Source organism: Pseudonocardia alaniniphila (assembly GCF_022524485.1).
In the GTDB taxonomy this organism is placed as follows: Bacteria; Actinomycetota; Actinomycetes; order Mycobacteriales; family Pseudonocardiaceae; genus Pseudonocardia; species Pseudonocardia alaniniphila.
Genome location: NZ_JAKXMK010000024.1, coordinates 116,526 through 130,230, shown reverse-complemented (window position 1 = coordinate 130,230; position 13,705 = coordinate 116,526). Strand labels below are relative to the sequence as shown.

The 13,705-nt window shown below is 70.4% G+C and carries 11 protein-coding genes; 2 read left to right on the top strand and 9 right to left on the bottom strand.

Annotation, left to right across the window (positions count from 1 at the left end):
• Window positions 1–2: 2 nt before the first annotated feature.
• From MMF94_RS26585 to MMF94_RS26575, 3 genes are all read right to left on the bottom strand, one after another.
• Window positions 3–1,550, bottom strand: a complete 1,548-nt coding sequence (locus MMF94_RS26585; protein ID WP_241039924.1) for a GMC family oxidoreductase — start codon at window positions 1,548–1,550, stop codon at window positions 3–5.
• Between the two features lie 73 nt (window positions 1,551–1,623).
• On the bottom strand, window positions 1,624–3,174 hold the full coding sequence (locus MMF94_RS26580) for an APC family permease (RefSeq protein ID WP_241039923.1): 1,551 nt from the start codon (window positions 3,172–3,174) through the stop codon (window positions 1,624–1,626).
• A gap of 16 nt (window positions 3,175–3,190) precedes the next feature.
• Window positions 3,191–4,657, bottom strand: coding sequence for an aldehyde dehydrogenase family protein (locus tag MMF94_RS26575; protein ID WP_241039922.1), 1,467 nt, complete (start codon window positions 4,655–4,657; stop codon window positions 3,191–3,193).
• A 68-nt stretch (window positions 4,658–4,725) separates the two neighbouring features.
• On the opposite strand from MMF94_RS26575, the gene MMF94_RS26570 reads away from it, so the two are divergent.
• Window positions 4,726–5,505 carry an IclR family transcriptional regulator gene (locus tag MMF94_RS26570; protein ID WP_241039921.1) on the top strand — a complete coding sequence of 260 codons (780 nt, stop codon included), beginning with the start codon at window positions 4,726–4,728 and terminating at the stop codon, window positions 5,503–5,505.
• Window positions 5,506–5,555: 50 nt separating this feature from the next.
• On the opposite strand, the gene MMF94_RS26565 is transcribed toward MMF94_RS26570, so the two are convergent.
• Entirely contained in the window at window positions 5,556–6,449 is an 894-nt protein-coding gene (locus tag MMF94_RS26565) for an endonuclease domain-containing protein (RefSeq protein WP_241039920.1), read from the bottom strand.
• Window positions 6,450–6,632: 183 nt separating this feature from the next.
• Here MMF94_RS26565 and MMF94_RS26560 point away from each other — a divergent pair, with 183 nt between their 5' ends.
• Window positions 6,633–7,691: an esterase-like activity of phytase family protein gene (locus tag MMF94_RS26560; RefSeq protein ID WP_241039919.1), complete on the top strand. Its 1,059-nt coding sequence runs from the start codon at window positions 6,633–6,635 to the stop codon at window positions 7,689–7,691.
• Here the strand turns inward: MMF94_RS26560 and MMF94_RS26555 are convergent.
• The 5 genes from MMF94_RS26555 to MMF94_RS26535 all read right to left on the bottom strand — a co-directional run bounded on the left by MMF94_RS26555 (window position 7,688) and on the right by MMF94_RS26535 (window position 13,602).
• Window positions 7,688–8,473: a class I SAM-dependent methyltransferase gene (locus MMF94_RS26555; protein WP_241039918.1), complete on the bottom strand. Its 786-nt coding sequence runs from the start codon at window positions 8,471–8,473 to the stop codon at window positions 7,688–7,690. The genes MMF94_RS26560 and MMF94_RS26555 overlap by 4 nt on opposite strands.
• A 42-nt stretch (window positions 8,474–8,515) precedes the next feature.
• Window positions 8,516–9,655 carry an aromatic ring-hydroxylating oxygenase subunit alpha gene (locus MMF94_RS26550; RefSeq protein ID WP_241039917.1) on the bottom strand — a complete coding sequence of 380 codons (1,140 nt, stop codon included), beginning with the start codon at window positions 9,653–9,655 and terminating at the stop codon, window positions 8,516–8,518.
• Window positions 9,652–10,782: an N-methyl-L-tryptophan oxidase gene (gene solA, locus MMF94_RS26545; protein ID WP_241039916.1), complete on the bottom strand. Its 1,131-nt coding sequence runs from the start codon at window positions 10,780–10,782 to the stop codon at window positions 9,652–9,654. The genes MMF94_RS26550 and solA overlap by 4 nt, the downstream gene beginning before the upstream one ends.
• A gap of 70 nt (window positions 10,783–10,852) precedes the next feature.
• Entirely contained in the window at window positions 10,853–13,276 is a 2,424-nt protein-coding gene (locus tag MMF94_RS26540) for a GcvT family protein (protein WP_241039915.1), read from the bottom strand.
• The gene (locus MMF94_RS26535) at window positions 13,273–13,602 is read right to left on the bottom strand and encodes a bifunctional 3-phenylpropionate/cinnamic acid dioxygenase ferredoxin subunit (protein WP_241039914.1); all 330 of its coding nucleotides are present in this window, start codon (window positions 13,600–13,602) and stop codon (window positions 13,273–13,275) included. Before MMF94_RS26535 ends, MMF94_RS26540 begins: the two co-directional genes overlap by 4 nt.
• Between the last annotated feature and the right edge of the window lie 103 nt (window positions 13,603–13,705).

Genomic DNA, 13,705 nt, shown 5'->3' with positions numbered 1-13,705 from the left:
AATCACCGCAGCAGCAGATCACTCGCCTTCTCCCCGATCATCATGCAGGTGATGTTGGGGTTGATCGCCGGCAGGAACGGCAGGATCGACGCATCCGCGATCCGCAGCCCGTCCACCCCGCGCACCCGTAGTTGAGGGTCGACCACGGCCATCGGGTCGGACGCCGGCCCCATCTTGGCGGTGCACGCCGGGTGGTAGACGGTGTTGTGGGTCTTCGTGACGTAGTCCACCAACTCGTCGTCGGTCACCACGTCCGGGCCGGGCGCGAGCTCCCTGGCCACCCACTCCTTGAGCGGCTGCTGCTCCCCGATCCGCCGCGCGAGCTTCAGACCGGCGAGCATCACGGCCATGTCGTGGCCCTCGGGGTCGGTGAAGTAGCGCGGATCGACCTTGGGCCGGTCACGGAAGTCACGAGTGCGCAGCCGCACCGTGCCCCGCGACCGTCCACGGGTCACGTTCGGGGTCAAGCAGAAACCGTTGTCCGTGGTCGGGTAGCCCCAGCGCACGGTGTTGAGGTCGAACGGCACGGAGCCGTAGTGCATCATCAGGTCCGGCCGGTCCAGCCCGGGCTCCGTGCGCGTGAACAGCCCGATCTCCCACCACTGCGTGGAGCGGGTGACCATCGGCCGGGACGCCTCCCACATCACGAGGCCCTCGACGTGGTCGTCCAGGTTGGACCCCACACCTGGCGCGTCCACGAGCACGTCGATGCCGAACTCGCGCAGGTGCTCGGCCGGACCGATCCCGGAGAGCATCAGCAGCTTCGGAGTGTCGATCGACCCGGCCGACAGCACCACCTCGCGGCGCGCGGTGACCGTGCGCCTGCCGGGGCCGATGTCCTGCTGGTACTCCACGCCGGTCGCGTGCCCTGCTTCGAACAGCACCCGCGACGCCCAGGCGCCCGTGCGGATCTCGAGGTTGGGCCGCGAACCCATGATCGGGTGCAGGTACGCCCGTGACGACGAGGCGCGCGTGCCGTCGGGCTCCTGGTTGATCTGGAAGAACCCCGCGCCCTCGCAGACCGTGGTGCCCTCGTTGAACCGGACGGTCGGGAGCCCGACGGCGGCGGCGGCCTCCAGCACCGCCACGCCGCACAGGTCGTCCGGTTCGACCTGCATGATCGTGACCGGGCCCGATCGACCGTGCCCGGACCACGGCCCGTCGTTGGTCTCCAGCCGCTCGATCAGCGGCCAGCACTCGTCGGCGCTCCAGCCGTCGCAGCCCATGGACGCCCACTCGTCGAGGTCCTCGCGCGGCGTCCAGAACGCGATGCACGAGTTGTGCGACGAGCAGCCGCCGAGCACCTTCGCGCGCGCGTGCCGCAGAAAGCTGTTGCCGTGCTCCTGCGGTTCGACCAGGTAGTCCCAGTCGTAGCCGGAGTCCAGCAGCGCCATCCAGTCGGTGAGCTTCAGGATCGCCGGGTCGTCCACATCGGATGGTCCGGCCTCCAGGAGGCACACCGTGACTTTCGGGTCCTCCGACAGCCGCGCGGCGAGGGCACAGCCCGACGACCCGCCGCCGACGACCACGTAGTCGAACACTTCCCTCACGCGGCCTCCTCGCTGACGCTCGTCGGCCACGTTCGCCAAGCTGCTGTGCCCAATGGTTCGCTCGCAAGCTCACTCACGCCTGGCTCCCCTCCGGGAAGGACTGGGCGTCCTTCGGCACCGTCGGGTCGACGTCGAGCTGCTTCGCGAGGTGCTCGGGCAGCGTGCCGACCTGGTGCCGGCCGCGCAGCAGGAACCAGCCCAGCCCCACCACGACGACCGCGCCGATGAAGATGAACGCGCTCCAGGCCAGCAGACCCTCGCCGTAGACCTCCGTGCGGGGCCAGGCGAGGTTGACGGCCATCACCGCACCCCACACCACGGCGATGATGTTGACAGGCAGGCCCCAGCGCCCGAGCGAGAAGTAGCCGTCCTTGCCCGCGCCGGGACCCGGCCACTCGCCACGCAGACGCTTGCCGAGCATCGGCGCCGTGACCAGCAGGTACGCGATGTAGATCATGATGATCGCGACGCTGGTGACTGCCGTGAAGATCTCCCGCGAGCCGATGTTGACCACGAGGATCAGCACCGCGGCCACACCGATCAGCACCGCCGGCACGAGCGGGGTCCGCCGCTTCGGGTCGAGGTGGGCGAGCCGCGCGGCACCGGGGAGAGCGTTGTCACGCGCCATGGCGAACATCAGCCGGATCGCCGCGGTGTGCACCGCGAGCGCGCAGACCGTGATCGCGACGATCACCGCCACCAGCAGGACGCTGCCGACCGGGCCACCGAGCACGGAGAGCACGATGTACTGCAGGCCGTTCTCCCCGATCGCCGGGTCGGCGAGGTCGGGCGCGGCGAGAATGGCGAACATCAGGATCAGCCCGCCGATGATGAACGACGCGATCACGGCACGCAGGATCGCCGAGGGCGCCGTACGCCGCGGGTCGACGGTCTCCTCACCCAACGAACTGGCGGTGTCGAAGCCGTACATGACATAGGCGCTGGCGAGCGTGGCGATGAGGAACGCCCCGAAGTAACCGAGATTCGTACCCTCGCCGAGGCCCTGGGTGTCGAAGAGCACCGTGGGCGGGTTGACGATGTTGACGCCGAGCAGGACCACCAGGATCACCGCGGCGATCAGCTCGATGAACACACCGATGCTGTTGATCCGGGCCATCAGCCGAACGCCGATGGCGTTCACCGTGGTCGTGAACGCGACGAGGACCACGCCCCAGATCACAGCGGAAACCGCGAATGTGGTGCCGCTGCCGTCGCCGACGAGTTGGAATCCGCTCCAGATCTGCGGAAGCGTGGTCTGGTAGCCCAGCGCGACCGCCGAGATCGTGACGACCGAGGCCATGAACATCATCCAACCTGCCAGCCAGGATGTTGCCGGGCCGGCGAGGCGTTTCGACCAGTTGTAGACCGACCCCGCAACGGGATAGCGCGCGGCCAGCTCCGCGAAACAGAGCGCCACCATGACCTGGCCGAAGAACACGAGCGGCCACGACCACCAATAGGCGGGGCCGCCGAATGCGAAACCGAAGTAGAACAGCTGGAACGTGCCCGTCAGGATCGAGATGTAGCTGATGCCTGCCGCGAAGCTGGCAAACTTTCCGATGCTGCGGTCGAGCGACTGGCTGTAGCCGAAATCGGCGAGCCCGTCGTCCTGGGGAGCGCTCACCGCGGACCTCCTGTATTCATCCCGAGAACCACCGCATCGGCTTTGGTGCGGTGTTGTGCCAGATGTGCTTGTGTTCCTGATACTCGGCCAGCCCCGTCGGACCGAGTTCGCGACCGTTGCCGGACCGCTTGAAACCACCCCACTCCGCCCCCGGGATGTACGGGTGGTAGTCGTTGATCCACACCGTGCCGTGCCGCAGTGCCCCCGCCACCCGCTCGGCTCGGCCCATGTCGGCGGTCCACACCGCACCGGCGAGGCCGAAATCGGTGTCGTTGCCCAGCACGATGGCCTCCTCCTCGGAGGAGAAGCGCTCCACGGTGAGAATGGGACCGAACGTCTCCTCGCGGACCACGCGCATCTCGCGATGCACGTCGGCGAACACCGTGGGCCGGTAGAAGAACCCCTTCTGCAACTCGGGCTCCTCCGGCCGGCACCCACCCGCGACCAGTCGCGCCCCTTCGGCCTGCGCCGACGCGACGTAGTCTTCGATCTTGGCGCGGTGTGCCGCCGACACCAGCGGGCCGACCTCGCTCCCCTCGTCGAGGCCGTTGCCCAACCTGATCCGCTCGGCCCGCCGCCCGATCTCGGCCACGAGGTCGTCGTGCATCTCGTCCTGCACGATGAGCCGGGCACCCGCCGAGCACACCTGACCCGAGTGCAGGAACACCGCAGTGATCGCGTAGTCGAGCGCCGTCTCGAAGTCGGTGTCGGCGAAGACGATGTTGGGGTTCTTTCCACCGAGCTCGACGGCCACGCGCTTCACCGTGGCGGCGGACGCGCGGATGATCGCCTGGCCGGTGGCGAGGCCGCCGGTGAAGCTGACCATGTCGACGGCCGGATGCTCCGTGAGCGGGGCCCCGACGCCGGGGCCGTCCCCCAGCACGATGTTGACCACGCCCTGCGGAACGCCCGCCTCTTCGAGCAGCCGCACGAGCATCACGCTCGTCAGCGGCGTCACCTCGCTGGGCTTGATCACCATCGTGTTGCCCGCGACGATCGCGGGAGCGACCTTCCACGACAGCTGCAGCAGCGGGTAGTTCCAGGGCGTGATGAGCGCGCACACACCGATCGGCTCGTGGACCACCCGGCTGACGACGTGGGCCTGCCCGGAGTCGACGATCCGCCCCACGTCCTTGTCGGCGAGATCGGCGTAGTAGCGGAACACCGCGGTCACGTCGTCGACGTCGATCCGGCTCTCCACCAGCGTCTTACCGGTGTCGAGCGTCTCGGTGCGGGCGATCTTCTCCTTGTCCCGCACGAGCAGGTCGGCGACCCGGCGCAGCAACGCCGCGCGCTCCGTCGCCGGGGTGCGTCGCCAGGGCCCGGTGTCGAACGCGGCCCGCGCCGCAAGCACCGCCCGGTCGACCTCGTCAGGCCCGGCCTGGACGAGGTTCTCGAGCACGCTTGCGTCGAACGGGTTGATCACCTCGGCGGTCCCACCGGAGCCGGGGATCCATGATCCGTTAACGAAATGGCTGAGCACGCGTAGATCGTCCTCAGAAGTGCCCTCACGTCAAGCGGTGTGCCCGTTTTGGTGCATATAGTTTCGCTATGAGCAACACAGGGGGTCGAGACGGCGGGATCCAGTCCGTGGACCGCGCGATAAGCGTCCTGGAAATACTGGCTCGGCTGGGCGAGGCGGGCGTCAGCGAGGTGGCAGCGGAGATCGAGGTCCACAAGTCCACGGCGTTCCGGCTACTCGGCGCCCTCGAAGGCCATGGCCTCGTGGAGCAGGCCACCGACCGCGGCAAGTACCGGCTCGGGTTCGGACTGATCCCGCTGGCAGGAGCCGTATCCGACCGCCTCGAGGTCACCCGCCAGGGGCGCCCGGTGTACGAGCAACTGGCCGCCGACCTCGGCGAGACGATCAACATCGCGGTGCTCCAGTCACACTGGGTCGTCAACATCGACCAGGCGATGGGACCGTCCACTGTGGCCACCCACAACTGGATCGGCCGGCTCACGCCGCTGCACTGCACGTCGAGCGGGAAGGTGCTTCTGGCCCACCTCGACCCCGAGCGCAGAGCCGAACTGCTCGCCGAGGCGGGGATGGAGGCGGTCACCCCGAACACGATCACCTCCCTCAGCATGCTCGACGCCGAGCTCGCGCAGGTGCGCGAAACCGGACTCGCGGTGGCCATCGAGGAGTACGAGATCGGGCTCAACGCCGCGGCCGCACCGGTGTGCGACCGCGCGGGCCAGGTGATCGCGGCGCTGACCGTGAGCGGCCCCGCCTACCGCATGGACACCACCCGCCTGAAAGAACTGGCCACGCCCCTCCGTGCAGCAGCATCGGAGATGAGCAGGAGGATGGGCTGGTTCCAACCGTGAGATGAACACCAGCGCTGTCTCTCGGCGCGAGACCAGCACTGATGTCGATCTCACGCCCGGTCGAGCGCCCGCCGGATCTTCGCGGCGATCTCGTCGGGTTCGCCGTACACCTCGTACTTGCTGAAGCGGTACATCCGCCAACCCCGGTCCACCAGCGCCGTGTACCGGCTCACGTCGCGCAGAACTCCGTCCCGGCTGCCATGGTCCGCGCCCTCGTACTCGATGCCGATTCGGTGCTCCGGGTACGCCATGTCGAGCCACACCGCCCTGCGGCGGCGATCGTCGAGCACCGGGTACTGCACCTCGGGTGCGGGCAGTCCGCGCAACACCAGCACGAGACGCAGTCGCGACTCCATGGGCGAGCCGGCTCGCGCGTCCGACAGCCCGACGGCGCGTGGCAGGCCGGTGCGGCCACGGGCCCGCGGATAGCGGGCGGCGAGCCGCAGGACCTCCTCGGGCGCGAACCGGCCGCGGTTCGCCAATGTGTCGACGGCGACCACCGCCTCCACGGGGTCCTGCCACCGGGCCAGGTCGTACGCGGTCCGCAGCGGCGTCGTGACGAGCACCCCCGCGCACCGCTGCACCTCGTCACGGGCCAGCTGGTCACGATGCAGCAGCAGACCGGGGTGCGAGCGCGCGCCACTTCCGGGCACCGTCAGCTCCACCGGTGCACCTTGCGGGCCGCACGAGGCACCGAGCATCTCGGCCGCCGAGTAGCCGGACACCACTCCACGGCCCCCGGTGAGCAGGAAAGCGGCGCGGGCGCGCAGCAATGGGTCCGACGGGTGCGTGGAGGCGGCCGCATAGACGTCGGGGAAAACGCGGACATACCTGCGGCCGCGTAGCTCGGCCTTCGTCACGAGCCCGGCCCGCACGGCGACCGACCAGCGAAAGACGGTGGGCCACCACGGTGTGTGGGAACCGGGCGACGGAACGCTCGACACGGCGAGAGCATCGCGGAGAACGCGCGGGCCCGTGGCTCGTATCAGAAAAACGGCCGTGAACTGGACATCAGTGCTGTTCCCGGGCGAGAGCCCAGCGCTGAAGTCGATCTCACGCACTCGCCTCTACGCGGCATGGATCACAGCCGGACGTCACGGGGGGTGATCGTCCCCTAGCGTGTCGTCGTGCGCTTGCGATCAGCATTCGTCCTCGCCGCTGTGCCCGCCGTGGTCGCCCTCGTCACCGTCGCCGGACCGGTCGCACCGGCGCAGGCCGATGTCGAAGCCGCGGGCGGCAGCCACGCGTGCTCGCCATCGGTGACCATCAACTCGTTCTCCGACGCGCTGAACAAGACCACGTTCGACAACACCTTCGTCGGCAACCTCTCCGCGCTCGCGGTCGACACGGACGGCAGCATCCTCGCGCTCGCCGACCGGTCTTCGCTGTTCAACCTCGACGGGCGCACGAAGAAGCCCACCAAGGTGGTGCCCCTCGCGGACGAGAACGGCAAGCCGCTCGACTCCGAGGCCATCGTCGTGGATGCCGACGGCACCCGGCTCATCACGTCCGAGGTCGAGCCGTCCATTCGCCGCTACGACCGCGACGGGCATCTCATCGCCGGCAGCCTTCCCGTCCCGGACGCCCTCCGCGTGGCGCCCGCCGGCCGCGCCACCACGAACCTGACGTTCGAGGGCCTGACGATGCAGCCCGGCGACCGCACCCTGATCGCGTCGATGGAGGGCCCGCTCAGCGGCGACGAGCCCGACCTCCACCGCTTCCAGACCTGGACCCGCCCGAACCCGAAGGCGGACTTGACGCTCGGCGCCCAGTACGCCTACCGCGGCGATCCCGGCCTCGGCATCTCCGACATCGCCGCGACCGGCGACGGCCGCCTGCTCGTGCTCGAACGAGGCTTCACCGAGGGCGTCGGCAACACGGTCCGCCTCTACCTCGCCGACCCGCGCGGAGCCACGGACGTCAGCAAGGTCGAGAACCTCACCCCGCAGACGGACACCCACCTGATCGGCAAGACACTGCTGGCGGACATCGGGAAGTGCCCGACCCTCGGCGCCACCGCCAAGCAGCCGCAGCCCAACCCGCTGCTGGACAACATCGAGGGGATCGCCGTCACGCGGCACGAGGGCGGCGGACGCCTGCGGTTGCTGCTGGTCAGCGACGACAACGAGAACCCCGTCCAGATCACCCGCCTGTACTCGCTGACGGCGACCCTCCCGAAGCGCTAGCGGGACAGCGGCCGGACGCGCAGCACGCCGGTCAGCATCGGGAGGGTGAACTCGCCGCCGGCGGTCTCCGGTCGGCTCGCGAGGAAAGCGCGGATCCGCCCGAGCGTGGCCTCTCGTTCCTGCTCCGGCATGACCAGCACGCCCGCCCTCGTCGCGAGGGCCGCGACGAGGGAGTCGACTGTGCGGCGCTGCCCGTGCGGGAACTCGGCCTGCTCCGGCGAGCCGAACCGGGCGATCACGCCAGGGCCGGGTAGATGCGCGGCCGCCGTCTCGGCGCGCCAGCTGCTGAGCGTGTCACGCGGGCCGATGGCCGCGCTCCCGCTGACCCGCTCGAGTGCGGAGACCCAGTCGACCCGGTTGTCGACGACGTTCCACAGGCCCGCCAGGATGCCGCCGGGTCTGAGGACCCTGGCGATCTCAGGCCCAGCGACGGCCATGTCGAACCAGTGCAGGGCATGCCCGGCCAGCACGGCATCGACGGACGCGTCCGGCAGCGGTATCGCCTCCGCACTCCCCGGCAGGGCGCGGACAGCCGGCAATGCGTGGCGCAGCTCGGTCAGCATCGCGGGGTCGGGCTCGACCGCGATGACCTGGGCGCCCAGCGCCACCAGCGTGGCGGTGAGCTTGCCGGTGCCGGCGCCGAGGTCGAGCACGCGCGGACCGGGCGCGGGCGCGAGCGCCCACCGCACCGCGTCCTGCGCGTAGTCCGGGCGATGCTCGGCGTATGCGACGGCCGCCGCACCGAACGACGACCTGTGACGTTGCCGTTCCTCGTGTCGCACGCGGTTACCCTTCTGCGCCGCGAGCACCTCGATCAGCCGGGCTCACGCCAGCTGATCGGCCACCCAGGCATGGAACTGTCCGATGTGGTGCTCGCTGGGCACGAGCACGCCGCCCTCCCGGTAGGCACGGCTGCTCATCCCCGGCTGCGTGCGCTCGCAGGCGTCGAAGTCCTGGACGTTGACGCGGTGGAACAGCTCCACCGACGGGCCGAGGTCACACCCGCTCGCCACCACGTCGGGGGCGAACAGCCAGTCGCACTCCACCACCGTGCGGTTGGCGGCCAGTGGAGTCATGCGGTGGACGATCACATGGTCGGGCACCAGGTTGACGAAGACCTGCGGCTTGATCGTGATCGCGTAGTAGCGGCGATCCTGGTCGGGAGTGACGCCGGGGAGCCGCTCGGCTCCCGCGCTCCCGTCGACCGTGAACCCGGTGATCTCCGAGCCGAACTCGGCGCCGTGGCCCACGTAGTACTGCGCCGCGTACCCGTCGGCGAACTCCGGAAGGACTGTCGTGAGCTCCGGATGGATCGTCGCGCAGTGGTAGCACTCCATGAAGTTCTCGACGATCAGCTTCCAGTTGGCCGCGACGTCATAGGTGATCCGCCTGCCCAGCGCCAGGTGCTCGACGCCGTAGCTGTCGATCGCCGTGAGGTCGCCGAGCCGGGTGACGACCTCGCCCAGCACGTCGGTCTCGAAGGAGGGCGGATCGGGGTCGAGACAGATCCACACGTAGCCCAGCCACTCCCGCATGTGCACGGCCAGCAGCCCGTACTCGTCGCGGTCGACGTCGGGCATGGACGTCAGGTTCGGCGCCGCGACGAGCTTGCCGGCGAGGTCGTAGGTCCACGCGTGATACATGCACTGCAGGTTGCGGCGCAGCTCCCCGGCCTCCTCCGTACAGAGCCGGGCACCGCGGTGGCGGCAGACGTTGAGGAACGCGCGCACCGCACCGTCGCGGCCCCGGACGAGCACGACGCTCTCCCGGCCCACCGTCACGGTGCGGAACGCGCCGGGCGTGGCGAGGTCGGCCGCGTACGCCACGCACGTCCAGCGGCGTTCGAAGATCCGCTCCTGCTCGGCGGCGAAGACCGACGGGTCGGTGTAGGCCGAGCCGGGAAGCGTGGGGATGAGCGACGGCTGTGTGGTGGGCGGCGGACCGTGAGTCGTGGAGACGGTCATGGGAACCTCCGCGGATCGAAGAGGGCGATCGGGTGGGCCGTGGCCCCGGTGGTGGCGAGGTCGGCGAGGATCTCCCCGACGACCGGCACGAACTTGAACCCGTGCCCCGAGAACCCGCAGGCCACGGTGACGTTGGCGTGCTCGGGGTGGGTGGCGATCACGAAGTGCTCGTCGGGCGTGGTGGTGTACATGCACGGCACGGTCCGCAGCACCGGTCCGACGAGGCCGGGCAGGGTGTGGCCGACGCGGGCGCGCATCTCCTGTACCTCGGCGTCGGTGACCACGCGGTCGAGTGCGTCCGGGTCGGTGTCGCGGCCGCGGCGGAAGAACGCGACCTTCACACCGCCGTCCGGGCCGTCCATCGCGGGGAAGCCGTAGATCTGCGCTCCCTCGGCTTGTTCTGCCACGTAGACGGGGTTGCCGGCGAACGGCTCGACGCCGCCGGGCGGGGCGAACCAGTACTGCACCTGACGTTCGACGCGCAGCGGCAGGCCGAGGTCGGCAAGCACCGAGGGCGCCCACGCCCCCGGTGAGATCACGAGCCGTTCCGCGCGGTGCTCGCCCTCGGCGGTGCGGACGCACACGCCGTCGCCCGTCGCGTCCCAGGAGAGCACCTGCTGGCCGAACCGCAGGTCGGCGCCGTCGCGGGCGGCGAGCTCCAGGTGTGCGGCCACGGCCGCCTCGGGACGGACGAAGCCCGCACGCTCCTCGAACACGGCCAGCTCGTCGGCGGCCGGGGCGAACGTCGGGAAGCGGGCCCGCACGGCGTCGGGCTCCAGCACCTCGTGCGGCAGGTCCCACTCCCGCGCCGCCCGCAGGCTCCCGGCGAACGTCGTGCTGTCGGGCGGCCCCAGGTAGAGGCCGCCGGTGAGGGTGAGCAGGTCGGCGCCGGCCTCTTTCTCCGCCTCGGCCCACAGCTCGTAGGCCCGCAGCAGCAGCGGGACGTACGCGGGGTCCTCGAAGTAGGACTGCCGGATGATCCGCGAGCCCCCGTGGCTCGAGCCCCGGTCGTGAGCGGGGGTGAACCGCTCCAGCCCGAGCACGCGCTTGCCCCGGGCGGCGAGGTGCCGGACCGCGGCCGAGCCCATCCCGCCGAGCCCGACCACGATCACGTCGTAGCTGGTCATCGCGCGCCCTCGCTGCGCTCGGTCGCGGATTCGCCGAGGTGCTGCGCCGATGATTCGCTCGCGAGCTCGCTCATGAACGGATCCGTTTCATCTCGGGGTCGAAGAGGGGCTCGGCGGCCACCACCGCCGGTAGTCGGTCGCCGAAGTACTCCACGTGCACCGGAGTGCCGGGCTCGGCGGCGGCCGCCGGCAACCACGCGTAGGCGATGCTCGCGTCGATCGTGTAGCCGTAGGCCGCACTGGTGACGTACCCAGCGGGCGTGCCGGCATGCCACACCGGCTCCTTGCCCATGACGACGTGCGCAGGGTCGTCGAGCAGGAGGGGGACGAGCCGCCGGGCGGGAGTCTCGCGCCCCGCGATCGCTCCGCTGCCGACGTAGTCGCCGGGGCGCACCGCGAAGCCCAGCCCGGCCTCGTACGGGTCGTGCTCGGTGGTCATGTCGGTGCCTGCGCTGCGGTAGCCCTTCTCCAGTCGCAGCGAGTTGAACGCGCTGCGGCCGGCCGCGATCACGCCGTGGCGTTGCCCGGCCTCCCACAGCACGTCCCACAGCCGCAACCCGAGTTCGGCGCTCGTGTAGAGCTCCCAGCCCAGCTCGCCGACGTACGACAGCCGCATCGCCGTGACGGGCACGGCGTCCACGTGGATGCCGCGGGCCCGGAAGTAGCCGAACCCGGCGTGCGAGACGTCATCGGAGGTGACCGACGCCAGCACGTCCCGGGCTCGCGGTCCCCACAGCCCGATGCAGCAGGTGGCGCCCGTGATGTCGCGGATCACGACGTCGTCACCCGCCTCGCGGACGAGCCGGTCGAGGTCCAGGTTGCCGTTGGCACCGACCTGGAACCGCTGCTCGCCCAGCCGCGCGACGGTGAGGTCGCTGCGCACGCCGCCGGACGGCTCCAGCAGCAGCGTGTACGTCACCGCGCCCGGCAACTTGGCGAGGTTGTTGGTGGTGAGCCGCTGCAGCAGATCCAGCGCACCGGCGCCGCTGACCTCCAGCCGCTTGAGCGGGGTCATGTCGTACATCGCCACGCGGTCGCGCGTGACGAGCGCTTCGGCCCCCGCGATCGGCGACCAGAACCGCGAGGCCCACGCCCCGCGCTCCGGGATGCCGGCAACCTCCAGCAGGGCGGCGTTGGCCTCGAACCAGTGGGGCCGCTCCCAGCCCGCGGCCTCCAGGAACACGGCCCCGAGCTCCACCTGCCGGGGGTGGAACGGGCTCACCCGCAACGGCCGCGGCTGCGCCGGCGGCTCCAGCGGATGCAGGATGTCGTAGACCTCCACGAAGTTCTGCGCGCTGCGGGCGCTGATGTAGGTCGGCGCGAGCTGTGCTTCCTCGAACCGGTTGAGGTCACATTCGTGCAGGTCGACGCCCGGCTCACCGTCCACGAGCCAGCGGGCGAGCGCCTGCCCGACGCCGCAGGAGTGGGTCACCCAGACCGCCTCGGCCACCCAGAAGCCCGCCAGTCCCGGGTGCTCGCCGATGAGCGGCATCCCGTCGGGCGTGAAGGAGAAGATGCCGTTGAAGCCGGTGTCGATCTCGGCGTCACCCAGCGCGGGCAACAGCTCGCGTGCGTCGGCCCAGGACGGCGCGAAGTCCTCGGGTGTGAAGCCCAGGACGCTCGGCATGCCTTCCGCAGGCAGCACGTCGAGGTCCACCGGCATCGGGCGGTGGGCGTAGGAGCCGATGCCGACGCGGTCGACGTGCTCACGGAAGTACAGATCACGATCCTGGTGACGCAGGATCGGAGCGCTCGCCTCGGCGGCTTCCGTGTTCCTCCCGGCCAGCGCGGCGACGGGTGTGGTCGTCACGTACTGGTGGGCCATCGGCAGCAGCGGGATCGTCAGGTCCACCAGCGCGCCGGTCTTCGGCCCCCAGAAGCCCGTGGCGGAGACCACGAGATCGGCGGGGAGGTCGCCGTGGTCGGTGCGCACGCCCGTGACGCGCCCCTTCTCCCGCAGCACGTCGAGCACCCGGTGGTTGCCGAGCACCCGCGCACCGCGGTCGGCGGCGCGGGCGAGCTGAGCAGCCACCGCCCGCGGCGCCTTGGCCAGACCGTCCGTGGGGGTGTGGAACCCGCCGAGCACCCGGCCGGCGTCGACGAGCGGGTGCATGGCCGCGCACTCGTCCGGGCCGACGAGCCGCGACTCGATGCCCCAGCTCGTGGCGAAACCGTGCCGGCGGCGCAGCTCGGCGAGCCGCTCGGGCGTGGTGGCGACCTCCAGGCCGCCGACGGCGTTGAAGCACCACGATCCGTCCGGCCCGGCCAGCGCGGAGAGCTTCTCGACGGTGTAGCGGGCGAAGCCGGCCATGGTCTTCGACGGGTTGGTCTGGAACACCAGGCCCGGAGCGTGCGAGGACGACCCGCCCGGCAGCGGGAGTGTGCCCTGGTCGAGCACGGTGACGTCGGTCCAGCCGCGCGCGGTGAGCTCGTCGGCGACCGCGGCTCCGACGACGCCTGCCCCGATGACGACCACTCGGGGAGAGGCGCTCACGACGCGGCTTCTAGCTCGTCGGACCCGGCGAGGACGACGTACACGGCGTCGTTCTCGATGACGACCCGGTGGGTACGGACCGGTTCGCGAGCCAGCAGACCGTCCGGTTCTCCGGTGCGCAGATCGAATATCGCCGCATGTAACGGGCACTCGACTTCGCAACCCTCGAGCCAACCGTCGGCGAGCGAGGCATCCTGGTGGGTGCAGGTGTCATCGATCGCGTAGAGCTCGCCGTCGCTGGTGTGGAACACCGAGACCGGCGGGTCGAGCGGGAGGCGGCGGGCACTTCCGCGCGGAAGATCGGTGAGCGGGCAGACGTGGATCATGGGGAGTCTCCCGAAGCGCTGTGCGAAACGTGGTGCACGACGCGCAACAGAGTTCGCTGCCAAACCGGCAACGTCAAGGCCCGGAAGGCTGTGAAAAATGACC

Excerpts from the sequence above, each read along its gene's own strand:
- MMF94_RS26570 (WP_241039921.1), top strand. The coding sequence starts at position 4,726 with ATGAGCAACACAGGGGGTCGAGACGGCGGGATCCAGTCCGTGGACCGC.
- MMF94_RS26550 (WP_241039917.1), bottom strand. The coding sequence starts at position 9,655 with ATGACCGTCTCCACGACTCACGGTCCGCCGCCCACCACACAGCCGTCG.
- solA (WP_241039916.1), bottom strand. The coding sequence starts at position 10,782 with ATGACCAGCTACGACGTGATCGTGGTCGGGCTCGGCGGGATGGGCTCG.
- MMF94_RS26535 (WP_241039914.1), bottom strand. The coding sequence starts at position 13,602 with ATGATCCACGTCTGCCCGCTCACCGATCTTCCGCGCGGAAGTGCCCGC.